Genomic DNA, 23,162 nt, shown 5'->3' on the forward strand with positions numbered 1-23,162 from the left:
TGCTGCGGCGTCTAAAACGCGGTGCGTTTTATCGAACCCTGGCGAGGGTTCTCACCGACCCGCACAATATAAATAAAAAAGCCCAGCACAAGGCTGGGCTTTTTTATTTATGGCGGTGAGGGAGGGATTCGAACCCTCGGTACGTTGCCGTACACACACTTTCCAGGCGTGCTCTTTCGACCACTCAGACACCTCACCGGAACGGGTTAACATGCGCGTCCGTTGGATGCCTCATGTTTTAAGGGCGGCTACTCTAAGGGATTTTACTGTCGATGGCAATTGCGAATTTTTAGTCGGGAATCAATGCCGGGTTGTGCGTGTTATGGAATGTTTTTTGCGAGCGAATTGGCATTTGGTGTACATGGCAGAGCGAAGCGTAAGGAGCTGGCATGATGTATTCCCCGGAGATGCTGCATCGTCTTCAACAATTGCGGTCGCGGATATACGCGGAATTTGGGGTGCGAATTCGTCTTGCAGACCCCGGTCTGCTGGATCAGCTTGCGGAGTTGGGGCCGAGCAGTCGTGATCCCTTTGCCCGAAAAACGATAGCCGAGGTGATGTCGCTGGCAGGGCGGCCGCTGTTGTTCAAGGACGAGAAAGAGGTGGCTGAGGGCTATAAAGAGATCACGTATCGAGGGCGCAAGCTGGAGGTGGCGCGCGAGGCTGCCCCCGCCGCAGAGGCCGCGTCATCGACAGGCACCAAGCGGGTATACCGGGGGCAGGTGGTCAACAAGTAGCGCCGCTCGGGCTTCTCAGAGAAAAAGCCGGCCTTCGCACAGTACGCAGGCCGGCTTTTTTGTGGCCGATAGTTAACCGCCAATGCCCTGAAGAATCTCCAGGTAGTATTCCAATGGCAGGTCTTCTGGAGCGACGGCGGCCGCATCCATCAAGGCCTGTTGCACGCTGGCATTGAAGCCGGAGATGGTTTCATTGCCGCTGAGCGGCGAGGCGACCAATTCGGGAGCGCGACGGTGTTGGCTTGCCTGTTCGTAGTCGTAAGCGATACCGATGCCGGTGCCTTCGTCAAACTGACGAACAAAAATTTCCATGCCTCTCGGCACGCCGACACTGTCATCAACACCAACGGGAACGACGATGGAGCCCATCTGTGTGGTCGATCCGAAGTCACAGGTGCGCCCTCCTGTGGGGCCGGGGCTCAGAATCAGTGCATCAAGGCGTACTGGATTACCGTCATTGTCGAAGACCTGTGCACCGTTTTCATCCAGCAGTGTGTCCATTTGCTGGGTGGTGTATTCGCGCATGGCGATAATGTCGGCAAGTTCTTCTTCCGTCGGTGCCCGGTTCAGGTCGTCGACGGCGACGGTAGCCAATAGCGGTGCAGTTCGTAAACCGACGCGTCCTGTTTCGATAATGCCGTCCAGTCCTTCACAGATATCCCGCCCGTGAGCGACGTCGCCGCCAGCCAGCGCGACGGCGAGGCTGCTGACGCAGGCGCGGGGGCTATTGCCGCCTTCAGCTTCAAAGGTGACGAAGTATTCGTTCATATCATAGTGGCGGGAGCCAGCGCCCTTGCTTTCAAACCCCGGCAGGTAAACGTCGTACACCGTGGCGCCCAGGGCTTCCATGGTACTGAGTGCCTCGGCGATCAGTGCGCCCTGAGCGTCGGTGCCAGCGGCCTCGCTGTTATCGCCAAGCTGACGAACGATGCCGATGTTTTTGCCTTGCAAGCCGTGCTGTCCGCGATCGAGGAAATCGGTGTAGCTGTCGGGCCGTAACTCCGAAGGAAACGCCAGGGTTTTGGGGTCTCGGAAATCCACGCCGGCCATGGCGTCGAGCATCAAGGCAGCGTCACTGACGGTCCGGGTCATCGGACCACCGGTGTCGCGCTGATGGCTGAGCGGAAAGATGCCGTGTTGGGAGATAACGCCGAGGCTGGGGCGAATGCCCACCAGGCCATTGACGGAGGAGGGGTGGCGGATGGACTGGCAGGTATCACTGCCGGTGCCGCCCAGCGCAAAGTTGGCGGCAATGGCTGCCCCGGTTCCCGACGAGGAGCCCGCCGGGCTCTGGGAGGTGTTGTAGGGGTTGGTAACCTGAATGCCGCGATTGGAAAAGCCGGTGGTCCAGAAGGCGAATTCATCCTGATTGGCTTTGCCGAGAATGAGTCCACCGGCCTTGCGCAAGCCTGCTACGGAATTCGCATCCACACCGGCCTGATGCCCGAGCATACTGTAGGAGCCCTGGGTGCTGGGGTAGTCGTAGGTGTCGTAGTTATCTTTCAGCAGAATCGGCATGCAGTGGATCGGCCGGTCGCCAATACCGCCGTCGCGGGCGTAGAGGGCATCCAGCGCCTTGGCCTGTTCGATCGCCAGCGGATTAATCGCCAATACACTGCGAATGGCCAGGCCGCCACTGGGTTGCGGGGTTTTATCGTAGGCAAAGATGCGCTGGATATAGAGGTTTGCCAGCGCTTCACAGTTGAGGGGCTCTCCATTGTCTTGCAGCAATTCGCCGCGAAATGCGGCATGGATATCGGCGACAGTCGCTTCTTCCAGCGAAAAGACGCCCGGCTCTATCGCCGTGTCATTGTCGCTGTTGGACGAGGATGAGCCGCCACAGGCGGCGAGCATCAGGGTGAGTGCAGGTAAAAGCATCGCAGACTGTCGCCGGCGCGATAGGGGCATAGTGTGGCGCATGGGGGTGACCTCATCGTCGGGTAGTGCAAATCCCTGGCGGTGGACAACATCACTGTTTTCGCAATGACGCATTGCGTATTTTGTGTGAAGCAATCGCTGTGCCAGTGCTTCCCGGCGCTGGCGGCCCCTATGAAGTTCTGGCCTGACTGCTTATCATTGGCAGCCTGAATTGAGAGGGTGGAAACAGCATGAAGTGTGCATTGGTGCCAGTAACGGCCTACCAGCAAAACTGTTCGGTGCTGCTTTGCGAAGAAACCGGCAAAGCCGCAGTGGTCGATCCCGGTGGGGATATTGAACGTATTGAGGGCGCCTTATCGCAGCTCGGCGGAGAGCTGGAGGTCATTCTGCTGACTCATGGCCATATGGACCACTGTGCTGCGGCGGATGTTCTTCGTCAGAAATACGGTGTGAAGATTATTGGCCCGCAAAAGGAAGATGCGTTCTGGATCGACAAGCTGCCGGAATGGTGCCAGATGTCTGGCTTCCCCCATGCCGATGCCTTTACCCCGGACCGTTGGCTGGAGGACGGCGACACAGTGAGCTTCGGTGCTCAAATGATGTCGGTACTGCATTGTCCCGGCCACACACCGGGACACGTGGTGTTTTATCACGCGCCCAGCAAACTGGCGCTGGTGGGTGACGTGCTGTTCCAAGGCTCTATCGGCCGCACTGATTTTCCGCGCGGCGACTACGATACGCTGATTACCTCTATCCGCGAAAAACTCTGGCCGTTGGGTGACGACATTACCTTCGTACCGGGACATGGCCCAACCTCCACGTTTGGCGCCGAGCGACAGAGCAATCCCTTTGTTGCTGACAGCCGCTATGGATGAAGCAATGAGCGAGAAGCGTTTTACGCACTTTGATGCGCAGGGTCAGGCCAGCATGGTCGATGTGACCGATAAAGCGGTCACCCAGCGCATTGCCGAGGCAGCGGGCAGCGTAGTGATGCAGCCCGAAACCCTGGCCATGGTCGCCCGCGGTGATCATAAGAAAGGCGATGTGCTTGGCGTAGCGCGGCTGGCAGGCATTCAGGGCGCCAAAAAGTGCAGCGATCTGATTCCGCTTTGTCACCCGCTGATGCTGTCATCAGTGAAGCTGGAATTTGCTATCGATGAGCAGGCCAGTGCCGTGCATATTCGCAGTCGCTGCAAGCTTGCCGCCCAGACCGGCGTGGAAATGGAAGCCTTGACGGCTGTATCGGTAGCGGCGCTCACCATTTATGACATGTGCAAAGCGGTGGACAAGGGTATGCGCATCGACAATATCCGCCTGCTCAGCAAGAGCGGTGGCCGCTCCGGCGACTGGCAGGCCCAAGAGAAGAATCAGGAGCAGGGCGGCTCATGATTACGCTGCTGTTTTTCGCCAAGTTGCGGGAAGACGTGGGTACGGCGTCCTTGGAGCTGGAATTCAACGGCAGCGTTGCGGAATTAAAGGCGCTGCTTGGCGAGCGCGGGCCGGAATGGGCGGAGGCGCTGTCTCGAGAAAATCTGCGCTGCGCGGTGAATCAGGCGGTGGCATCTGAACAGCAAACGATTGTCGCCGGAGATGAAGTGGCTTTTTTCCCACCGGTGACGGGAGGCTGAGCGTGGCGATTAGGGTGAGCGTTCAAGAGGCCGACTTTGACGCTGGTGACGCCTGTCGGGCGTTGACCTCATCAGACTGTGGCGCCATCGTGCAGTTTGTCGGGGTGATGCGTGCCCGCAACGAGGGCGATGAGGTCGTCTCAATGCGGCTGGAGCATTATCCCGGCATGACCGAACGCAGTATTACTGACATTGCCGAGCAGGCTGCCAGGCGCTGGTCGCTGGGCGAGGTGCTGGTGATTCACCGAATCGGCGAGTTGCTGCCGGGGCAGCAGATTGTGCTGGTCGCGGTGAGCGCTGCCCACCGGCAGGCGGCCTTTTCCGGCTGCGAATTCATCATGGATTATCTGAAAACCCAGGCGCCGTTCTGGAAGAAAGAGCAGCTGCTCGACGGACGCAGTCGCTGGGTAGATGCCCGAAGCAGTGATGCGTCCGCTGCCCTCCGTTGGGACTAGTTGGAGTTCTCGCTATGCTCAAGGAAGCCAAGGTATAATTTGCGGCTTCTACGACCGCGCCCGTTAGTCGGCCGGCACATAAAACGACGAGACAGGAAAACTATGAGCTTCGATCCCCGGACCTTCCGCAATGCCCTTGGCCAGTTCACAACCGGTGTCTGTGTGATTACCGCCAACCCAAAAGGCTACGAGCCGTTTGGCATGACCGTTAATTCTTTTGCCTCGGTTTCTCTGGACCCTGCGCTGGTACTATGGAGTTTGCGCAATGATTCCGAGTGCTACGCGGCCTTCGAAGCTGCCGACGGCTTTGCGGTGAACGTGCTGACGCAGGAGCAGGCGGCGCTGTCGAACCAGTACTCGAAAAAAGATGCTCATCAGCTGTCCAAGGATCACTACCGCATCGGCAAGAGCGGTCTGCCGGTACTGCGCGGTGCACTGACCAGCTTCGAATGTGATATCTGGCAGCGTTACGATGGTGGCGACCACCTGATTCTGGTGGGTAAAGTCACTGAAATGGACCTCAGCCCCACTGGAAAACCATTGGTGTTCCAGGGCGGCGCTTACCGCGAGCTGCGCTGATTGCGTTTGCCGCCGAGAACGATAGTCGATGAAGTATTGCTGTGATTGTGGAGCCCCCGTCAGTCTGAAAGTCCCCGAGGGGGATGATCGGCCCCGGTATATCTGCGAGAGCTGCAATACCATTCACTACCAGAATCCGCGAGTGGTCGTGGGCTGCCTGCCTACGGTCGGAGACAAAGTGCTGCTTTGTCGTCGTGCCATCGAACCCCGCCACGGTTTCTGGACGATTCCCGCCGGGTTTATGGAAAACGGCGAAACCATGCTGGAGGGCGCTCTGCGGGAAACCCGCGAGGAGGCCGCCGCCAAAGTGCGCGGCGAAAAGCTCTACCGCATGTTCGATATTCCCCACATCAATCAGGTGTATGTGTTCTTCCGGGGCGAGCTGGACGGCGATTTTGGCGTCGGTCCCGAGAGTCTGGAGAGCCGCCTGTTCAGCGAAGACGAGATCCCTTGGTCCGAGTTGGCCTTTCCGGTCGTCACCGATATTCTGGTGGATTATTTTGATGACCTTCGCCGGGATGATTATCCTATCCGGCTCGGCAAGCCCGGCGCCTTGTGGGCCGAGCACGTCAACTGGAAGTCCGGCGACTGAACTGTCCCGGCGGGCTTTTTCGCAACAGGGATAGACCGCAATGAACGACATTAACCTCTTTGCTCTGCTGGCCGGAGCCCTGTGTATTGCAGCAGGGCTGATGCTGGGTCTGCTGCTGTCCCGTCGTCAGCAGAAGCTGCAAGAGGGACGCATCACAGCGCTGGAGGAAGAGCTTCAGAGTCTGAATCAGCGCCTTACCACTGCCTCGCAGGAGCGTGAACAACTGCAGGCGAGCTTGAATGCGGCGCTTCAGCAAAAAGCGGTTGCCGAGACCAGTCTGTCGGATGTCAGCCAGCGGCTGGCGCACAGTGAGCAGCAGCGCTCGGATGCCGACCGTGCGAAGGCCGATGCGCAGGCAGCGCTGGCCCGCAAGGAGAGTGACTACCGCCATTTGCAGGAATCCTCAAGCGAGCAGATCGCCTTGCTGAAGCAGGCCAGAGAGGAGTTAAGTCGTCAGTTCGAGCAGCTGGCGAATCGCATTTTTGATGAAAAAAGTCGAAGGTTTTCAGAGGCTAATCAGCAAAACCTTCAGCAGTCTCTTAATCCGTTTCGCGAGCAATTGAAAGGCTTTCAGGAGCGGGTGAACCAGATTTACGACATCGAAAACCGCCAGCATGGCGAGCTGCGCGAGCAGCTCAAATCACTGCAGGACATGAACGCCAATATCAGTCGCGAGGCACAGAATCTGACGCGCGCCCTCAAAGGTGATAACAAAGCACAGGGCAACTGGGGCGAGGTCATTCTCGAGCGCGTGCTGGAGGAATCAGGGCTGCGCAAGGGGCACGAGTACGAAACCCAGCTCAGCTTTACCAATGACGAAGGCCGACGGAGTCAGCCCGATGTGATTGTGCGCTTGCCGGATGAGAAAGACATTATCATCGACGCCAAGGTGTCTCTGATCGCCTATGAGCGCTACTGCAGTGCGGAGAGTGAGAGCGAGCGCAGGGAATACCTGAAAGCGCATATCCAGTCGGTGCGCCAGCATATTGCCGGACTTTCCACCAAGGCCTATCAGCATATTGAAGGCATTCGCACGCTGGATTTTGTCTTCATTTTTATTCCGGTCGAAGCGGCCTTTATGACCGCGTTTGAGCATGATCCGGAGCTGTTCCGCAACGCGTATGAGCAGAACATTATTGTCGTGGGGCCAACCACCTTGCTGGCGACCCTGCGCACAGTGCAGAGTATCTGGCGCTACGAGCGGCAAAACCTGAACGCGGAGAAAATCGCCAGGGAAGCTGGGGCGCTGCACGACCAGTTTGCGCTGGTGGTGGAGTCGCTGGAAGACATCGGCAAGCATCTGGATCGCGGTCAAAGCGCTTACGAGAAAACGATTAAACGCATGACCGAGGGGCGGGGCAATCTGGTTGGCCGGGTGGCGCGCCTTGAACAGCTCGGTGCAAAAGTGAAGAAGACCCTGCCGACGGCGCTGACCGAGCGCGCCGATGTTCAGCAGGATGACAGTGACGACAACGACTAACAGGGGGAAGCATGGCATTTCCGAAAGTGGGCAATAAGGCGCCGGCCTTTAGCCTCAAAGATCAGAATGGCGACACGGTAAAACTGGCCGACTTCAAAGGCAAAAAGAACGTGCTGCTGTACTTCTATCCGAAAGCCAAAACCCCCGGCTGCACCGTGCAGGCCTGTGGTATTCGCGATACCTACGCGGAATTCGGCAAGCGCAATACCGTGGTGCTGGGCGTGAGCCCGGACCCGGTGGCAAAGCTCAAAAAATTTGAGGAAAACCCCAAAAAAGAAGAGGCCGCACTGAATTTCACCCTGCTGTCTGATGAAGATCACGCGGTCGCCGACAAATACGGGGCCTGGGGGCCGAAAAAGTTTATGGGTAAAGAGTTCGACGGCATTCTGCGCACCAGCTTTATCATCGATAAAGACGGCGTGCTGCGTCAGGTGCTGGACAAGTTCAAAACCAAAGATCACCACGAGGTTGCACTGGCGGCACTGGACGAACTGGGTCTGAACTGAATCGCCATCGACTGACAAGAACCGCGCTACGGCGCGGTTTTTTTATGTCTGGGGTTTGCCGTCGTCAGCGCCGAGGACGGGCTCTTCAATGCTGTCCCGCGCATCGCGAAAGCGCCGGTAGCTGTCCAGGTCTTTGCTGACGAGTTCCAGGCACAATTTGAGTACCGCTACATCGTCAATAAATCCGGCTACCGGAATGGCGTCGGGAATGGCATCCAGCGGGATGAGGATGTATGTCAGCGCGGTGGCGACAGCGCCGAGAGTCCACCAAGGGATTTCCCGGTAATTGCCGCGTACATAGTCCTGCAGGAGCTGAAAGAGAATGGAAACCTGATTGAGATAGGGCGCAAGGCGGCGACTTTGCACTACCTTGTCGAGAATCTTTTGGCGATCTGCCAGCGTGTCTTCGAGCTGTTGCTCGTCGGCCTGGCTGGCGCCGTCATCGAGAATTTTTTTTGCGCGACGCGCCGAAAACCACTTCATGCTGTCCTCCCGCCGCAGCGGGAGGCTCCCGCGCGAATTAGGCTTGCGCCAGTGTAGCGTATTCCGCCTTGATATCCTTCTTCAGCACTTTGCCCGCCGGGTTGCGGGGCAGGGGAGCACTGGCGAACTCAATATATTTAGGCAGTTTGAAGGCTGCAAGGTGCTTGGCGAGGAAGTTTCTGACCTCGTCTTCGCTCAAGACTTTGCCATTGTTCAGGCGCAGTAATACGGCTACGGACTCTCCCAGCGTTTCGTCGGGTACCCCAAATACTGCCGATTCCAGAACATCGGGGTGCTGGCTGAGCAGGGCTTCGATCTCGGCGGGGTAGATGTTCTCGCCGCCGCGAATAATGAGATCTTTGGCGCGGTCTGCAAGGAAGACGAAGCCGTTATCGTCGATGTAGCCAATATCCCCGGTGATCATCCAGCCATCCTTGAAGGCGGAGGCGTTGGCTTCCGGACGGTGCCAGTACGATTGAATGTTGGTTACGGAGCGCAGCCAGATTTCGCCTTTCTCGCCTTTAGGCAAGTCATTTCCGTCCTCGTCGCAGGTTTTAAAATCTACCAGTGGCGACAGGGTTCCCGCCGAGCCGGGCTGTTCCTCGTAGGCACCGCCGGCACAACTTGAGCCAATAGCATTGCTCTCTGTCATGCCGTAACCGGTGCCCACAAAGGCGCTTTCAAGACGCTGGTCGATGACACGCTTAAACGCGGGTGGGCACGCACTGCCGCCGCCGCCGACTGAAAACAGGCTGCTGGTGTCGAACTTGTCGTAATCCGGGTGTTGCATCAGGTCGATAACCATCGACGGCGAGGCACTGAATACGGTGACGGTTTCCTGCTCAATCAGTCGCAGAGCTTCTCTGGCGTCCCATTTGTAGGTCATGACAATTTTGCGGCCACCGCGCAGATTGACCAGAAATGCCGCATAGCAGCCGGAAACATGAAACAGCGGCACCGACAGCAGCGAGCAGGGTGCGTTGCCTGCGGCGAACATTTTTTCGATGGCCGCAGGGTTGGCCATCGCTGCGCAGATCGCCTGACACTCGAAGCTGAATAGTGCCTGGGTGATATTCCGGTGGGTGGACAGTGCGCCTTTGGGTTTGCCGCTGGTGCCCGAGCTGTACATGATTTGTACCGGGTCGTCTACGTCAAACTCCCAGGCCTGAGGCATACTTTTACCGCTGGCCTCGTCGATCAGGGCGGCCATATCAACGGCATGCTCGTCGGCCTGCCCGCGGGCCACGATCAGTTTGCAGGGCAAGTCGATCAGCAGGGGGGTGAGCGCCTGACGACGGCGCTCGTCAACAAATACGATGTCTGCTGCGCTGTCGCGAAGCACAAACTCCAGTTCTTCAGCGGTGCCCCAACTGTTGAGCGGTACTACAATCGCGCCCAGCGATACGACTGCTGCATAAGCCATCATCCACTCGGGATAGTTGCGCATGGCGATCGCCACTCGCTGCCCTTTTTGCAGGTCGAAGCGCGCTACGAGCTGGTAGGCGAGTGCATCGACATGCCGATAAAAGTCATTGAAGCTGAAGCGTTCTTCGGGCTGTCCGGGCTCGGCATACACCAAAAACTCGGCGTCGCCATGCTGACGGCCGGCATCCAACAGCTCTCGCATGGAGTTGGGCGCGTTCTTGAAGTGCCGCATCGGCTGGCCGTTGACCAGTCGTTCTTCCAGCTCGTAAGGAGCGCCGGGGCCGCAGAGTTGTGCTTCGCAGTCTTTTAGGGTTTGGGCAATGGATGTCATGGATAAGACCCTGGATTATTTTGTTTCAAACATATTGTGGGTAAAGCTGAGCGTGGCCGGAATGGGAGCATTGATGGTTTCCATAATGCGCTCGTACTCGGTTCGATAGATTTTCCAATCGCCATTTTCCAACCGGTAGTGGTCGGTGTAGATGGCCGTGCCGAACAGCATCCAGTTTTGCTCTTTATTGAAAACCAGATCCTGCAGATACCACTTGCCGGTAGCTTCGGTGTCACTCAGCAGCTCAATTTCGGGGTGATGACCGTTGTGCATGGTGATGACGGAGGGCGAATCCATGTGGCCGCGCAGGCCGTCGATCAGCGCTTTGCGATTGTCATAGCTGTATTTGCCACCGTCATAGCGAGCGACTACATCCTCACTCAGGGTGCTTTCCAGCAGATCCCAGTCGTGGGTATCGACTGCGCGCAGGTAGACATATTTGAGGCGTTTGATGGCTTCGATCAGCAACAACTGATCAGCAGACGTTAAAGTCATGAGTTCGGATTCCTGTCTTAGTGTTGTTATAAACAGTGAGCACGTTCTGTACATCTGACGCCGATTGTAGGGGCATGTTTGGGTTTTCAACATGCTCTGTATGGGTGAAGTAAGGGCGAGTTCAGACGTTGCTATTTTTTCCGCGACGTGTCCACGTGAGCAATGTCCGGAAAGCATCGCTATGCGTCACTGCCATTTGTTAAGCTAGCCGCCGTTTTTCGGTTTGAAAGGAGTGCCGCCGCGCATGCGCATTATTACCGCCAACACCAACGGGATTCGGGCCGCCGCCCGCAAGGGGTTTTTCGAATGGCTGGCGACTCAGGACGCCGATGTGGTGTGTATTCAGGAAACCAAGGCCCAACGGGATCAGCTCGACGACCCGCAGTTTCATCCTGAGGGCTACAGTGTGATGTACAGCGATGCCGAGAAAAAAGGCTACAGCGGCACCGCCATGTACTGCAAAAGGCCACCGAAGCAGTTCGTAACCGCCTTGGGCTGGGACCCTGCAGACAGCGAAGGGCGATACATCCGCGCCGACTACGACAACATCAGCGTGATTTCTCTGTATATGCCGTCAGGCTCCAGCAGTGACGCGGCGCAAGCCAAGAAAGACGATTTTCTTGAGCGTATCTATCCCCACTTTGTAGAGCTGAAAGAGCAGGGGCGGGAACTGATTATTTGCGCTGACTGGAATATCTGCCACAAGGAAATCGACCTGAAGAACTGGAAACCCAACCAGAAAAACTCGGGTTTTCTGCCCCATGAGCGCGCCTGGCTCGACAAACTTTACGACGAGGCAGGCTTTGTTGATGCGTTTCGCGAGATCAATCAAGAGGCGGTTTATACCTGGTGGAGTAACCGCGGGCAAGCCTACGCCAACAATGTGGGATGGCGTTTGGACTACCAGGTGATCACACCGGGGCTGGTGGATAGCATCCGCGATGCCTGGGTATATAACGACGAGCGGTTTTCAGACCACGCGCCCTTTATTATGGATTACGATGGCTCGCTTTGACCCGGTGCCTTGTGTACTATCAGCCTCTTTACAGCGCCGCACTGGCTGGCGCTGAACCCAGTTTCTATTGGTCTTGTTGAAGGAAATACCATGAGCTTTTTTATCTCTCAGGCCCACGCCCAATCTGCCGGTGCCGCCGGTGCGCCTCCGGGTGGCGAGCTGTTCCAGATCGGTTTTCTGGTACTGATGTTCGGCCTGTTCTATTTCATTGCCATTCGTCCCCAGCGCAAGCGCCAAAAAGAGCATGCTGCCATGGTCGCCGCGCTGGCCAAGGGCGATGAAGTGGTGACGTCGGCAGGTATTCTCGGCAAAGTCATCAAACTGGACGACGACTACGTTGTTCTTCAGGTGGCCGACAACACCGAGCTGAAGTTCCAGCGTGTTGCGGTACACGCGGTACTGCCGAAAGGCACGCTGAAAGCGATATAAGTCACAACGGGACGCCACGGCGTCCCGTTTTTATTTCTGCCTGTTCCTTTTTTCTACTTCGCCATAGGTCTCGGTCATGACTTCCCCCGTCAACGCCCGTCCCCCGCGTCGCCACCTTGCTCAACTGCCTACGCCCTTACAACCCCTCGACCGCTTGCAGCAGCGCTACCCAGACGGCCCCCGAATATGGGTGAAGCGCGACGACCTTACCGGCTGCGCGCTGTCGGGCAATAAAATCCGCAAACTGGAGTTCAGTCTGGCTCAGGCGCTGGAAGAGGGCTGCGACACGGTGATCACCTGTGGTGGCTTGCAATCCAATCACTGCCGAGCCACCGCCTTGCTCTGTGCGCAGTTGGGGCTGAAATGCCACTTGCTGCTGCGCGGAGAGCATCGGCCTCCAGCCGATGGCAATCTGCTGCTGGACCAGTTGGCCGGTGCGGAAATTTCGGTTTATCCGGCGCCGCAGTTTACGCGCGAATTAACTACCTTGTTTGAACACTGGGTGCAGCATTATGCGGCGCAGGGGCGTCGTGCTTTTGTGATTCCCACCGGCGCGTCAGATGGCATTGGGGTCTGGGGGTATTTTCAGGCCAGCGAAGAGCTGGCAGCAGACTGTCGTCGTGTGGGGATTTCCCCCCGGCATATCTTGTGTGCCACGGGCTCGGGCGGTACTCAGGCTGGATTGAGTGTGGGGGCGCATTATCACCTGCCGGAAGCGGCGGTGTGGGGCGTGAATGTTTGCGACGACGAACGCTGGTTTTTGAATAAAGTGGCCCGAGACCTGCATGAGTGGCGACAGCGTTATGCACTGGATACCGATGTCGATGCGGTAGACGTGAGGGTTATCGACGGTTATGTCGGGCCTGGCTATGCCCGCGCTGACGAGGAGATATATCGCAGCATTGCCGAGCTGGCGGCCTGTGAAGGGCTGGTATTGGACCCGGTCTACACGGGCAAGGCTTTCCATGCCTTGCTGACCGAGCGTAAGGCGGGGCGATTCGGCGCCGATGGCGACATGGTGTTTGTGCACACCGGCGGTCTTTTCGGGGTCTTTCCCCACCGCGAACACTTTTCTTTTCTTGATCATTAACAACGCTTGATCATCAACAACAACGGTAAGGCGACAAAATGGACACACTCAGTACCGCAATAGGCTACGTTAATGGCCTCGTTTGGGGCTGGCCGATGCTGGTGCTGATTCTCGGTACGGGCGCGTACCTGATGCTGGGGCTGCGTCTGATGCCGCTGCGGCATATTCCCGCCGCGTTCGTGCTGCTGCTCAGTCGCAGCAGTGCAGAGCGAGGCAAGGGGGAGATCAGTGCCTTCCAGGCATTGATGACTTCACTCTCTGCCACCATCGGCACCGGGAACATCGCCGGTGTGGCGACCGCGATCGCGCTGGGTGGCCCCGGTGCGCTGTTCTGGATGTGGTGTACGGCGCTGGTTGGTATGGCGACCAAATATGCCGAGGCGGTCTGTGCGGTGGAGTTCCGCGAGCGCGACAGCGAAGGCAATTTCAGCGGCGGACCGATGTATTACATCCGCAATGGTCTCGGGCCGCGCTGGCGATGGTTGGCAGGGACGTTTGCGTTTTTCGGCATCTTCGCCGGATTTGGTATTGGCAATACCGTTCAGGCCAATTCGGTTGCAGACGCTTTGCAAAGCACGTTTTCGGTTCCCATGTGGCTGACGGGCGCGGCGTTAGCCGTTTGCGTGGCACTGGTCGTGTTGGGCGGCGTGAAACGGATTGCCAGTGTGGCCGGTGTGCTGGTGCCGTTTATGGCGATCAGTTACATGGTATTGGGGCTGATTATTCTGGGGATGCACCTCGATCGCATCCCCGAGATGCTGATGCTGGTGCTCGATTCTGCCTTTGGTGGTGCGGCCGCCGTTGGTGGTTTTGCCGGGGCGGGTGTTGCGGCCGCCATCCGCTACGGGGTGGCCCGGGGCGTGTTTTCCAATGAGGCGGGCTTGGGTAGCGCGCCCATTGCCCATGCGGCGGCGCACACGGATAGCCCTGTACGCCAGGGGCTTATTGCCATGTTGGGGACGTTTATCGATACCTTACTGGTGTGCAGTGTTACCGGCTTTGTGATTTTGCTGTCGGGTCTTTGGCAAACCGGCGAGAGCGGGGCGGCATTGTCAGCGGCGGCTTTTGATCATCTGCTCAGTGGCGGACATTATGTGGTGTCGCTCGGGCTGGTGATCTTCGCGTTTACCACGATTCTCGGATGGGCCTACTACGGCGAGCGCTGTGTCGTGTATTTCTTCGGGACTAAGGCTGTGCTGGTATTCCGACTGGCCTGGGTCGCGGCGATACCGATGGGGGCAATGGCGCAGCTCAACTTTATCTGGCTGTTGGCAGATACCCTCAATGCGATGATGGCGCTGCCTAACCTGATCGCGCTGATTCTGCTCAGCCCGTTGGTGTTTAAACTGACACAGACACGGCTGGCCTCGGCACTGGGCAAGGCGGAATCCGCAGGCAGTTAGGTGACTTGGGCTGTCAGTCCGGGTAATGACGCTCCACGCGATCGCTGATGCCGGTGAACAGCTCGTAGCTGATGGTCTGGCAATGGCTGGCTACCTCGGCGGCCGGAAGGCCGTGTCCCCACAGAAGTACCTCGTCGCCGACTTCAGCGTCGGGCAGGGTGCTGACATCAACTGTCAATAAATCCATCGACACCCGACCTGCCAGCGGCACGCGCTGGTCGCGAATCACCATCGGTGTGCCGTCCTCGGCGTGTCGGGGATAGCCATCGGCATAACCGACGCCCACCGTGGCAATGCGTCGCGGGGAGGGTGCTGTCCAGCGGCGGTTGTAGCCCACGCCGTCACCCGTTTCCACGTCTTTGATCGCAATGATCCGGCTTTTAAACTGCATCACCGCTTGCAACTGCTGGCCACCTTGCAGATAGCCGGTGGGGTCGTCGCCATACAGCATAATACCGGGACGGACCCAGTCGAAGTGACTGTAGGGGTGCGCAATAATCGCCGCCGAATTGGCCATGCTGCGCGGCACCCGACCAAGTTCCGCACTGCTGCTGCAGAGTCGCTGGCACTGTTCTGCGGTCACCGGGGTACTAGGTTCATCTGCATCACTGAAGTGACTCATGTGGATAATATCGGCAACCTGAGGGCTGTCGGCTAGCAATCGGTGCGCTTCAACAAACGTCTCATGATTCATGCCGAGTCGGTTCATGCCGATATTGCGCTTCAGCCAAACGTTAATGGATTGTGGCAGTGGGGTTCGGGACAGTTGACGGGCATCGTCCAGCCGGTGGATGACCAAGTCCAATCGCAGTTCTGAGCAGCGCTCCAGCAGGGACCGGTCGATCAGGGTACCCAGCAGCAGCAGGCGGGCCTCTGGCTGGCTGGCTCTCAGGGACTCTGCCTCGCAGAGACGGGCAAGGCCGTAGCCGTCGGCGAGGGCGCTGATATTGGCGGCTACCCAGTCGGCACCGTGTCCGTAGCCATTGGCTTTCAGCATGGCTAAGATACGGGCCGACGGCGCCCGTTGTTTGACTACCGAGATATTGTGACGCAGGGCCGTCACGTCAAATTCCAGCCAGCTTGTATTACGCAAGGTTTGCCAGTGCTCCACTGCCACGATAAGAGAGACCGCCACGCGGTCGATGAGGTTGCCAAGTTTACCGCTGTGGGGCGATGCCTGTCAGTTCTTGTGCTGCTGTTACTGCTGATTTCTCCCGCTTTGGCCACGGATCTGCTCGAGACCTGTCCGCCACGCTTCTCTCCGCCGTCTTACAGCGACAAGCTGCTTATTGACCAGGCGCATTGGCAGGCCATGCAGCAGCTGCGGGACCGCTCACGCGAATGTCCACAGCTTGCCGCCGATTTTGCGCAGGCGTATTTCTGGGGCGGCGCGGAGTGGTCGGCTGACTTCGTCGAGACGCAACGGTATGCCGCGCTTGCCAATGTGGCGCCGTCGCAGAAATGGCAATTGCGCTTGATCAATGCCGGCTTTGTATTACTCGGTCGGCAGCACGGGGATGTGGACGCAGCCATCGCGGTGTTTCAGCGGGAGCTGGCGACTGAGAAAATGCTGCGCAGGCAGCGCGCCTGGGCGGTATTGAATCAACTTGCTGTTCGAGGGGATGTGCGACAATCCGGAGACCATTATGCCTTGCAGTTGCCCGATGGCAGCCTGCTCGCCAGCGACAAAAAGGGCAATATCCAACGGCTAGTAAGCAGGGCTTATGGCAGGACTTATGGCAAGGTTCAGCAGCCTCCGCCAGCCATATTCTACCCACGGAGCCAAGAGGCGTCGTTTGCCCTCCGAGCTTGGCAGGCGCCAGCGGGGCGCTTGATCATCGGGCAGTTGTACAGTTATTACGATGGCCGACAGAGCGGGCAATGTACGGCTACCGCGCTCAGCGATCGCTGGCTAATCACCGCCGCGCATTGCCTTTACCCGCCAGAGGCCGATGCGCCCCTTGCGGATGTTCTGCGATTCTTCCCTAAAAACGGCAATGACGCGGCGCAGGCATTTCGCGTCGAGCAGCTATGGATGCTGCAGAATAACCACCGCCAGCTACTGAACGGCGATATTGCAGCCTACGCAGGCAGTGATCTGGCGCTGCTGAGATTGGACGCTGCCCTTCCGGGGGAGGTGGTTGGCCCGACTCTGGGTTCCAGCCGTGACTCCTCGCTGCTGTACAGCTATGCCTTCGCTGAAAACACGCCCGATAGTAGTTTGTGGCTAAGTGTTTGCCTCCCAGAAACGAAAGAAACTGTCAGCATCTCAAGCAGTGACAAGGTACGAATGGGGCTGTTGTCACTGGATTGCGACAGCCAGCCAGGACAGAGTGGGGCTCTGCTGTGGCAGCCCGGGGAGCCGCTGAACGGGGTGGCGATTCTCTCGGCAAATCTTACTCAAGCGCATGAAAAGCGCGCCATTGCGGCGAGCTTTTCGGCGCCGCTACTGGCAGATATTCAGCGCATATTGCGCAACGAAAAGCCCCGAGCTGTGCACTGGCGCCATGTTCAGCGGTAGTACCCCGGTGCAGCGGTGATGTATATTACAGCTCTTGCCACAAGGGGATGCTGATGCCCAAGGGATTTGAAGACAAGCTGGTCGTTGCTATTTCGTCGCGGGCGCTGTTTAACCTCGACGACAGCCATCAGGTCTTTGAAAATGAGGGCTTGGATGCCTATCAGCAATATCAGATCGAGCACGAAGACCAGATATTGGAGAAGGGCGAGGCCTTCAATATTGTCGAGCGCCTGTTACAGCTCAATGACGTGCTGGATAAAGCCCGCGTTGAAGTGATTCTGTTGTCCCGCAACTCTGCCGATACCGGATTGCGGGTATTTAATTCGATCGAGCATTACGACCTGGATATTCGCCGTGCCGCGTTCAGTGGCGGCGAAAGCCCCTATAAGTACGTTGCTGCATTTGGCTGCCACCTGTTCCTTTCAACGAACGCTGAAGATGTCCGTCGGGCACTGGATAATGGTGTGGCGGCCGCCACCTTGATGCCGCGTACCCGCAAGGCCGACCAGACGCCGCGACGCGAGCTGCGCTTTGCGTTTGACGGTGATGCCGTCCTGTTTTCCGACGAGGCCGAGCAGGTCTTCAAACGCCAGGGACTGGAAGCCTTTACCGCCAGCGAGGTAGCGGCCGCTGACCAGCCGTTGAGTGGCGGGCCGTTCAAGCCTTTCCTGTCGGCGCTGTATACCTTGCAACGCGAGTTGCCCGCCGATGCGCCGCCGATTCGCACCGCGCTTGTCACCGCCCGCTCGGCCCCCGCACACAAGCGGGTAATTCGCACCCTGCGGGAATGGAATATTCGTATCGATGAGTCGCTGTTTCTCGGTGGTTTGGAGAAAGGCGAGTTTTTGCGCGCCTATGGCGCAGATGTGTTCTTTGACGATCAGCATAGTCACTGTGAATCGGCGAGCGAGCACGTGCCCGCGGGTCACGTTCCCCACGGCATTGCCAATCACCGTGATGACGACTGATACTGGTCGCGATCAGTGTTGTTTTACTGGAGACAATAACAATGAAATTGCAGCAGTTGCGGTATATCTGGGAAGTCGCCCACCACGATATGAACGTCTCGGCAACTGCACAGAGCCTGTTTACCTCGCAACCCGGTATCAGTAAGCAGATTCGCATGCTCGAAGACGAGTTGGGGGTGGAGATCTTTGCCCGCAATGGCAAACACCTGACGCGGATTACTCCCGCCGGGGAGGCAATACTCAAGGAGGCTGGGGAAATCCTCCACAAGGCCGAGGGCATTAAGAGTATTGCCCAGGAATTTCGCAATCCCAGCAAAGGCAGCCTGTCCATTGCGACCACGCATACCCAGGCGCGTTACGCCTTGCCGCCGGTTATCAAAGCATTTATCGAACGCTATCCGGATGTGTCGCTGCACATGCATCAGGGCACGCCCATGCAGATCTCCGAGCTGGCGGCGAACTTCGGGGTGGATTTTGCTATCGCCACCGAAGCGCTGGAGCTGTTTTCTGACCTGATAATGATGCCCTGCTATCGCTGGAACCGGACCATTCTGGTGCCGCGGGACCATCCGCTGGCGGCGGTTTCCCGTCTGAGTGTGGAAGATGTGGCCGCGCATCCCATCGTCACGTATGTGTTTGGTTTTACCGGGCGTTCGAAACTCGACGAGGCATTCAGTGAGCGTGGTCTCGAGCCCAAGGTGGTGTTTACCGCAACCGATGCCGATGTCATTAAAACCTATGTGCGGCTGGGCCTTGGGATTGGCATCGTGGCTCAGATGGCTTACGACCCGGTTGCCGACAGCGATCTGGTGGCACTGGACGCCAGCCATTTATTTGAACCGAGCGTGACCAAGGTCGGCTTCCGGCGCGGGACGTATATGCGCAAGTTCATGTATGACTTCGTTGAGTTGTTCGCGCCACACCTGACGAGAGAGCTCGTCGATCAGGCTTATCAGTGCCACAGCAAACAGGAGCTGGACGAGTTGTTTGCGCCGATCGAACTGCCGACCTACTGATACCCTGGCCCCGCAATTGCTTTATCCCCGCTGAGCCGTTAGATTGACCGCCTTTTTTGACCTTAGGAGACTGTAGCCGTGGAAATCGCATGCCTTGACCTTGAAGGTGTACTGATTCCGGAAATCTGGATCGACTTTGCCGAACGCACCGGAATTGAAGCCTTGAAGGCCACCACTCGCGACATTCCGGACTACGATGTGCTCATGCAGCAGCGCCTGCGTCTGCTCGACGAGAACGGACTGGGCCTGCCAGATATTCAGGAAGTGATTGCCGACATGCGGCCGATGGACGGAGCGCGGGAGTTTCTAGACTGGCTGCGCGCGCGTTTCCAGGTGGTGATTCTTTCCGACACCTTCTACGAATTTGCTGCGCCGCTGATGGCGCAACTGGGCTGGCCAACGCTGCTGTGCCACAAGTTGGAAACCGATAACCTGGGCAAGGTGGTGGATTACAAAATCCGCCAGGTAAACCCCAAGCGCCAATCGGTACTGGCACTGAAAACCCTGTACTACCGCATCATTGCGGCGGGGGATTCCTACAATGACACGACAATGCTGGCCGAAGCCGACGCGGGTATTCTGTTCAAGGCTCCCAGCAATGTGATCGAGGAATTTCCGCAATTCCCTGCGGTTCACGATTACGAGGCACTGAAACTGGAATTCATCAAGGCCTCCAATCGCAACCTCAGTCTCTAATCCGAGACCGACTCGGCAAGCGTTGTCATCAGCTTGCCGAGTTTCTCCTCTGTTTCACGAAACTCCTCATCGGCGACTGAGTCCGCCACGACCCCGCCACCGGCCCAGCCGCGTATTTCACCGTTCTGGCAGACAAAACTGCGAATCAGAATATTGCTGTCCATGCGCCCATCACTGCCCAAATAAAACAGGCTTCCGCAGTACAGCGAGCGTCGGCTGGGCTCCAGTTCCGCGATAATCTCCATCGCCCGGCGTTTGGGAGCACCGGTGATTGAGCCGCCGGGAAAACAGTCCAGCAGGGCCTGCAAGGGGCTGCGCGAGGGCATTAGCTCGCCGGAAATGGTGCTGACCAAGTGGTGAACGGTGCGGAAGCTCTGCAGTTCCAGGAGTGCGTCAACGTTCACGCTGCCTGCGATACAGTTACGCCCGAGGTCATTGCGCAGCAGGTCGACAATCATCACGTTTTCAGCCCGGTTCTTTTCACTGCTCTGAAGCGCGTCAGCCAGTTGTCGATCTTCCCGTGTATTGTCAGAACGCCGGGCTGTTCCCTTAATAGGCTGGGTGCGAAGTCGCCCGTCTTCCGCGCAGATGAAGCGTTCGGGTGAGAGAGACAGCAATTGCCCGGCGCCGAAATCCCAGTAGACCGAGAACGGCGCGGCGGCAGTGTTGCGTAACTGGCGATACGCGACCAGTGGTGATCCCTGATAACGGGCATTGAACTGCCGGGTGAGGTTGATCTGGTAACAATCACCCGCGTGAATGTAGTCCTGTACCGCATTGAAAGCCTCGAGATAGGCGGGCCAGTCCAGTGAGCTGGCAAACGGCTCGGTCAGCGCGAAGCTGGGGAGTTTATTGTCAGAGCAACTCCCGTTGCGGAGGCGGTCGGGCCAGGCACTGCGGCTGCCGGCTTGCACGACGAGTTCACATTTCTGATGTTGATGATCGACAACGATGACCCAGTCATAAATGCCGGTAAACCAGCTGGGCAGTGTGTCGAGTGTGTCGCCAGTCTTCCGCGCGAGCAGATGCTGCTCCCCCAGCTCGTAGCTGATATAACCGATGGCGCCGCCACAGAAGGGTAGCTCGGGGTCATGTTCAAAGTCGGCGATCGCGGCCTCTATGGCCTGCCGTTGCCTGTCGATTTGTGTGGCTACCGGCGTTGCGTCGTCAGGCGTGAAGGCAAAGCACTGAGCCGGGTCTGCACAAATCAGGCTGTAGCGTCCGCGCTCACTGTCGGGTTTGCCGGAATCCAGCAATAGGGGGCAGGAGGCCTCCGTCAGCCAGGTGAGATAATGACTGCTGTCATGGAAGTAGGGCAGCGGGCTGCGGCAAAGGCCGGACATGGCGTTGGAAAAGCTCCCTGAAGGGCTTTGACAGGGGGGCGATTGTACGCGCTAGGCCTATGAAAAATCTAGTATTTTGGTCATTCCAAGTGATCGGTATGGTCACCCCTTCAGATTGACAGCCGCAGCGCCCTAAAGTAAGGTTAGCCGCCGCTTTGAGAAAGCTTTCAAGCCGTCAATGCAACACATACAGAACGGCAAGGCTTCTCAATCATCCGTCGCTTACATGCCTTCTGGCTTACTCCGAACAGTCTGGTTACGGCCAGTGCTGAGGACAGCTTCAGTCTGCATGTGGGTCTCGGAAACAAAAAATGACATTTGGGACTGACAGGCATGAGCAAAAAAGAGCATTTGACGCCCTCACTGGAAAATCCATTCGCGCTAAAAGCCGAACTCGAATTTACCGTGCCGGGACAAATTGATTACGAACCTGGCCTCTATGAAGCTGCGCTTCAAGCGGGTCATGATCTTCAGCAACGCCCCCTGAAAGCTGCCGGTATCAAAGCGGTACAAAAACAGCACGAAAAGAAACGCATGACCATCTGGGAGCGTATTCAGGTGCTGGCCGATGCGGGTACCGAGCCCAAGGTGCTGTATCAGAACTGGGGCAAGAATTTGGACGGTGCGTCACTGGTGACCGCCATCGTCAAAGTCAACGGCCGCGATGTGGCCATGTATGGCCATGATTTCACGGTTCGCGCGGGCTCCATGGACGCGACCAATGGCACCAAACTCGCCAACCTGTTCCAGTTGGCTGGCAAACTGGGTATTCCCCTGGTTGGTATGAACGATTCTGCCGGTGCTTACATCCCTGCGGGTGTGGGCGGCCTTGATGGCTACGCCGAGGCCTTTACTGCACTGCGTAAAATCAACGGCGTGGTGCCGTCGATTATGTGCATGTTCGGCTACAACGCCGGTGGTGGTGCCTACCTGCCGCGTCAGGGCTCTTTTGTTATTCAGCCCAACGACACGTTCTTCGGTCTGACCGGACCCGGTGTTGTTAAGTCCGTGCTGGGTGAAGACGTGACGGCTGACGAACTGGGTGGCCCCAGCGTTCACAGCCAGTCTGGCGTCACCGATTTCGTGGTGCCCGATGAAGTGGCGGCGCTGCGCAAGGTCAAAGAGCTGCTGAACTATCTGCCCGATAACTCTGCGTCCAAACCGCCGTTCCAGCCGACCTCAGATCCGCTGACTCGCCGTACCTGGGACGTTGACCTGCTGCTGAAGAAGGCCTTCAACAGCCCCACCGGCTTTAACACGCCGTTCGACATCAGCATCATTATTCAGCAGATGTGTGATCACGGTGACTATTTTGAGATCCAGCCCGAGCGTGCGCGTAACACCATCTGTGCGCTGGGTCGTATCGGTGGCAACGTAGTGGGCTTTGTTGCCAACAACTCAGCCGTTTCCTCAGGCCAGATTGATATCGACGCCGCCTACAAGAACGCACGCTTTATCCGTTTCTGCAACATCTACAATATTCCGGTGATCTTCATGGAAGACACCACCGGCTTCCTGCCCGGTCGCGATCAGGAAACCGGCGGTATTGTTCAGGCGGGTCGCGCCATGCTGGACGCCATCATCGATCTGCGCACACCGCGCTTCCTGGTGATTGTGCGCAACGCCTTCGGCGGCGCTTACGCCTCCTTTAATAACTACCCCACAGGCGCCGATTTTGTCTGCGCACTGCCGACCACCCGCCTGGCGGTAATGGGCCCGGCAGGGGTGGAGTATGTGTATAAAGACGAAGTTCGCAAGATTCGCGGCTCAATCAAATCGCGCATCGCCGAGGCTACACAGCAGAACATTGCTGCGGGCATGAGCGAAGCCGACGCGAGCGCAGCGGCGCAAACCGCGGTTGCCGAGTGGCAGAAGCAGGAAGAAGCGCTGCTGACACAACGCTATGAACGCGAACTGATGAACCCCAACGAAGCATTGAGCCTGGGCTCTATCTCCCAGATCGTCATGCCCTCGGACCTGCGAAAAGTCCTGGGCGAGCAACTGGAATTGCACCTGAAAGGCTACCAGCCTGCGCCGATGAGTGGCGTGCAGCGTGAATTCCACTAAGTGGTGAACCACTGATAAAACGCTC

24 protein-coding genes and 1 tRNA gene are annotated in these 23,162 nt (G+C 57.7%); 18 read left to right on the top strand and 7 right to left on the bottom strand.

Annotated elements, in window-relative coordinates:
- Positions 1-110: 110 nt before the first annotated feature.
- Positions 111-198, bottom strand: a tRNA-Ser gene (locus tag G411_RS0100005).
- 191 nt (positions 199-389) lie between these two features.
- Between G411_RS0100005 and G411_RS0100010 the strand changes: the two genes are divergently transcribed.
- The gene (locus G411_RS0100010) at positions 390-737 is read left to right on the top strand and encodes a hypothetical protein (RefSeq protein ID WP_022652404.1); all 348 of its coding nucleotides are present in this window, start codon (positions 390-392) and stop codon (positions 735-737) included.
- A 72-nt stretch (positions 738-809) separates the two neighbouring features.
- Here the strand turns inward: G411_RS0100010 and G411_RS0100015 are convergent, their stop codons facing one another.
- The gene (locus G411_RS0100015; RefSeq protein ID WP_022957111.1) at positions 810-2,615 is read right to left on the bottom strand and encodes an amidase family protein; all 1,806 of its coding nucleotides are present in this window, start codon (positions 2,613-2,615) and stop codon (positions 810-812) included.
- 230 nt (positions 2,616-2,845) lie between these two features.
- Here G411_RS0100015 and G411_RS0100020 point away from each other — a divergent pair, with 230 nt between their 5' ends.
- From G411_RS0100020 to bcp, 8 genes are all read left to right on the top strand, one after another.
- Positions 2,846-3,490: an MBL fold metallo-hydrolase gene (locus G411_RS0100020; protein WP_022957112.1), complete on the top strand. Its 645-nt coding sequence runs from the start codon at positions 2,846-2,848 to the stop codon at positions 3,488-3,490.
- Between the two features lie 4 nt (positions 3,491-3,494).
- Positions 3,495-4,004 carry a cyclic pyranopterin monophosphate synthase MoaC gene (gene moaC / locus G411_RS0100025; RefSeq protein ID WP_028968001.1) on the top strand — a complete coding sequence of 170 codons (510 nt, stop codon included), beginning with the start codon at positions 3,495-3,497 and terminating at the stop codon, positions 4,002-4,004.
- Positions 4,001-4,243, top strand: a complete 243-nt coding sequence (gene moaD / locus G411_RS0100030) for a molybdopterin converting factor subunit 1 (RefSeq protein ID WP_022957114.1) — start codon at positions 4,001-4,003, stop codon at positions 4,241-4,243. Before moaC ends, moaD begins: the two co-directional genes overlap by 4 nt.
- A gap of 14 nt (positions 4,244-4,257) precedes the next feature.
- On the top strand, positions 4,258-4,698 hold the full coding sequence (gene moaE / locus G411_RS0100035) for a molybdopterin synthase catalytic subunit MoaE (RefSeq protein WP_245542359.1): 441 nt from the start codon (positions 4,258-4,260) through the stop codon (positions 4,696-4,698).
- A 102-nt stretch (positions 4,699-4,800) separates the two neighbouring features.
- Positions 4,801-5,277, top strand: a complete 477-nt coding sequence (locus G411_RS0100040; RefSeq protein ID WP_022957116.1) for a flavin reductase family protein — start codon at positions 4,801-4,803, stop codon at positions 5,275-5,277.
- 28 nt (positions 5,278-5,305) lie between these two features.
- On the top strand, positions 5,306-5,869 hold the full coding sequence (locus G411_RS0100045) for an NUDIX hydrolase (RefSeq protein ID WP_022957117.1): 564 nt from the start codon (positions 5,306-5,308) through the stop codon (positions 5,867-5,869).
- A gap of 40 nt (positions 5,870-5,909) precedes the next feature.
- The gene (locus G411_RS0100050) at positions 5,910-7,349 is read left to right on the top strand and encodes a DNA recombination protein RmuC (protein WP_022957118.1); all 1,440 of its coding nucleotides are present in this window, start codon (positions 5,910-5,912) and stop codon (positions 7,347-7,349) included.
- Between the two features lie 11 nt (positions 7,350-7,360).
- Positions 7,361-7,855 carry a thioredoxin-dependent thiol peroxidase gene (gene bcp, locus G411_RS0100055; protein ID WP_022957119.1) on the top strand — a complete coding sequence of 165 codons (495 nt, stop codon included), beginning with the start codon at positions 7,361-7,363 and terminating at the stop codon, positions 7,853-7,855.
- Between the two features lie 42 nt (positions 7,856-7,897).
- On the opposite strand, the gene G411_RS18745 is transcribed toward bcp, so the two are convergent.
- From G411_RS18745 to G411_RS0100070, 3 genes are read right to left on the bottom strand one after another with little or no spacing between them, the layout of a single operon-like run.
- Entirely contained in the window at positions 7,898-8,338 is a 441-nt protein-coding gene (locus G411_RS18745; RefSeq protein ID WP_022957120.1) for a YkvA family protein, read from the bottom strand.
- Positions 8,339-8,375: 37 nt separating this feature from the next.
- Positions 8,376-10,094, bottom strand: coding sequence for a class I adenylate-forming enzyme family protein (locus G411_RS0100065; RefSeq protein WP_022957121.1), 1,719 nt, complete (start codon positions 10,092-10,094; stop codon positions 8,376-8,378).
- 15 nt (positions 10,095-10,109) lie between these two features.
- On the bottom strand, positions 10,110-10,589 hold the full coding sequence (locus G411_RS0100070; RefSeq protein WP_022957122.1) for a nuclear transport factor 2 family protein: 480 nt from the start codon (positions 10,587-10,589) through the stop codon (positions 10,110-10,112).
- Between the two features lie 244 nt (positions 10,590-10,833).
- On the opposite strand from G411_RS0100070, the gene G411_RS0100075 reads away from it, so the two are divergent.
- The 4 genes from G411_RS0100075 (at position 10,834) to G411_RS0100090 (ending at position 14,526) form a co-directional block, all read left to right on the top strand.
- Positions 10,834-11,604, top strand: coding sequence for an exodeoxyribonuclease III (locus tag G411_RS0100075; protein ID WP_022957123.1), 771 nt, complete (start codon positions 10,834-10,836; stop codon positions 11,602-11,604).
- A 90-nt stretch (positions 11,605-11,694) separates the two neighbouring features.
- Positions 11,695-12,033: a preprotein translocase subunit YajC gene (gene yajC / locus G411_RS0100080; RefSeq protein ID WP_022957124.1), complete on the top strand. Its 339-nt coding sequence runs from the start codon at positions 11,695-11,697 to the stop codon at positions 12,031-12,033.
- A gap of 76 nt (positions 12,034-12,109) precedes the next feature.
- Positions 12,110-13,123, top strand: coding sequence for a D-cysteine desulfhydrase family protein (locus G411_RS0100085; RefSeq protein ID WP_022957125.1), 1,014 nt, complete (start codon positions 12,110-12,112; stop codon positions 13,121-13,123).
- A gap of 38 nt (positions 13,124-13,161) precedes the next feature.
- Positions 13,162-14,526, top strand: a complete 1,365-nt coding sequence (locus G411_RS0100090; protein WP_022957126.1) for an alanine/glycine:cation symporter family protein — start codon at positions 13,162-13,164, stop codon at positions 14,524-14,526.
- 13 nt (positions 14,527-14,539) lie between these two features.
- Here the strand turns inward: G411_RS0100090 and alr are convergent, their stop codons facing one another.
- Entirely contained in the window at positions 14,540-15,619 is a 1,080-nt protein-coding gene (alr, locus tag G411_RS0100095) for an alanine racemase (RefSeq protein ID WP_028968004.1), read from the bottom strand.
- Positions 15,620-15,628: 9 nt separating this feature from the next.
- On the opposite strand from alr, the gene G411_RS0100100 reads away from it, so the two are divergent.
- The 4 genes from G411_RS0100100 to thrH all read left to right on the top strand — a co-directional run bounded on the left by G411_RS0100100 (position 15,629) and on the right by thrH (position 19,727).
- Complete coding sequence (locus G411_RS0100100) at positions 15,629-17,047, top strand: trypsin-like serine peptidase (protein WP_157581064.1); 1,419 nt, start codon at positions 15,629-15,631, stop codon at positions 17,045-17,047.
- A gap of 53 nt (positions 17,048-17,100) precedes the next feature.
- Complete coding sequence (locus G411_RS0100105) at positions 17,101-18,015, top strand: 5'-nucleotidase (protein WP_028968005.1); 915 nt, start codon at positions 17,101-17,103, stop codon at positions 18,013-18,015.
- 41 nt (positions 18,016-18,056) lie between these two features.
- On the top strand, positions 18,057-19,031 hold the full coding sequence (gene cysB / locus G411_RS0100110) for an HTH-type transcriptional regulator CysB (protein ID WP_022957130.1): 975 nt from the start codon (positions 18,057-18,059) through the stop codon (positions 19,029-19,031).
- 78 nt (positions 19,032-19,109) lie between these two features.
- Positions 19,110-19,727: a bifunctional phosphoserine phosphatase/homoserine phosphotransferase ThrH gene (gene thrH / locus G411_RS0100115; RefSeq protein WP_022957131.1), complete on the top strand. Its 618-nt coding sequence runs from the start codon at positions 19,110-19,112 to the stop codon at positions 19,725-19,727.
- On the opposite strand, the gene pabB is transcribed toward thrH, so the two are convergent.
- Positions 19,724-21,070, bottom strand: a complete 1,347-nt coding sequence (gene pabB, locus G411_RS0100120) for an aminodeoxychorismate synthase component I (RefSeq protein ID WP_022957132.1) — start codon at positions 21,068-21,070, stop codon at positions 19,724-19,726. The two genes, thrH and pabB, sit on opposite strands and share 4 nt — an antisense overlap.
- Before the next feature lie 333 nt (positions 21,071-21,403).
- On the opposite strand from pabB, the gene G411_RS0100125 reads away from it, so the two are divergent.
- Positions 21,404-23,137: an acyl-CoA carboxylase subunit beta gene (locus G411_RS0100125; protein ID WP_022957133.1), complete on the top strand. Its 1,734-nt coding sequence runs from the start codon at positions 21,404-21,406 to the stop codon at positions 23,135-23,137.
- Positions 23,138-23,162 lie beyond the last annotated feature (25 nt).

This window comes from Spongiibacter tropicus DSM 19543, assembly GCF_000420325.1.
GTDB lineage: Bacteria > Pseudomonadota > Gammaproteobacteria > Pseudomonadales > Spongiibacteraceae > Spongiibacter > Spongiibacter tropicus.

Excerpts from the sequence above, each read along its gene's own strand:
- G411_RS0100010 (WP_022652404.1), top strand. The coding sequence starts at position 390 with ATGATGTATTCCCCGGAGATGCTGCATCGTCTTCAACAATTGCGGTCG.
- G411_RS0100015 (WP_022957111.1), bottom strand. The coding sequence starts at position 2,615 with ATGCTTTTACCTGCACTCACCCTGATGCTCGCCGCCTGTGGCGGCTCA.
- G411_RS0100020 (WP_022957112.1), top strand. The coding sequence starts at position 2,846 with ATGAAGTGTGCATTGGTGCCAGTAACGGCCTACCAGCAAAACTGTTCG.
- moaC (WP_028968001.1), top strand. The coding sequence starts at position 3,495 with ATGAGCGAGAAGCGTTTTACGCACTTTGATGCGCAGGGTCAGGCCAGC.
- moaD (WP_022957114.1), top strand. The coding sequence starts at position 4,001 with ATGATTACGCTGCTGTTTTTCGCCAAGTTGCGGGAAGACGTGGGTACG.
- G411_RS0100040 (WP_022957116.1), top strand. The coding sequence starts at position 4,801 with ATGAGCTTCGATCCCCGGACCTTCCGCAATGCCCTTGGCCAGTTCACA.
- G411_RS0100045 (WP_022957117.1), top strand. The coding sequence starts at position 5,306 with ATGAAGTATTGCTGTGATTGTGGAGCCCCCGTCAGTCTGAAAGTCCCC.
- G411_RS0100050 (WP_022957118.1), top strand. The coding sequence starts at position 5,910 with ATGAACGACATTAACCTCTTTGCTCTGCTGGCCGGAGCCCTGTGTATT.
- bcp (WP_022957119.1), top strand. The coding sequence starts at position 7,361 with ATGGCATTTCCGAAAGTGGGCAATAAGGCGCCGGCCTTTAGCCTCAAA.
- G411_RS18745 (WP_022957120.1), bottom strand. The coding sequence starts at position 8,338 with ATGAAGTGGTTTTCGGCGCGTCGCGCAAAAAAAATTCTCGATGACGGC.
- G411_RS0100065 (WP_022957121.1), bottom strand. The coding sequence starts at position 10,094 with ATGACATCCATTGCCCAAACCCTAAAAGACTGCGAAGCACAACTCTGC.
- G411_RS0100070 (WP_022957122.1), bottom strand. The coding sequence starts at position 10,589 with ATGACTTTAACGTCTGCTGATCAGTTGTTGCTGATCGAAGCCATCAAA.
- G411_RS0100075 (WP_022957123.1), top strand. The coding sequence starts at position 10,834 with ATGCGCATTATTACCGCCAACACCAACGGGATTCGGGCCGCCGCCCGC.
- yajC (WP_022957124.1), top strand. The coding sequence starts at position 11,695 with ATGAGCTTTTTTATCTCTCAGGCCCACGCCCAATCTGCCGGTGCCGCC.
- G411_RS0100085 (WP_022957125.1), top strand. The coding sequence starts at position 12,110 with ATGACTTCCCCCGTCAACGCCCGTCCCCCGCGTCGCCACCTTGCTCAA.
- G411_RS0100090 (WP_022957126.1), top strand. The coding sequence starts at position 13,162 with ATGGACACACTCAGTACCGCAATAGGCTACGTTAATGGCCTCGTTTGG.
- G411_RS0100105 (WP_028968005.1), top strand. The coding sequence starts at position 17,101 with ATGCCCAAGGGATTTGAAGACAAGCTGGTCGTTGCTATTTCGTCGCGG.
- cysB (WP_022957130.1), top strand. The coding sequence starts at position 18,057 with ATGAAATTGCAGCAGTTGCGGTATATCTGGGAAGTCGCCCACCACGAT.
- pabB (WP_022957132.1), bottom strand. The coding sequence starts at position 21,070 with ATGTCCGGCCTTTGCCGCAGCCCGCTGCCCTACTTCCATGACAGCAGT.
- G411_RS0100125 (WP_022957133.1), top strand. The coding sequence starts at position 21,404 with ATGAGCAAAAAAGAGCATTTGACGCCCTCACTGGAAAATCCATTCGCG.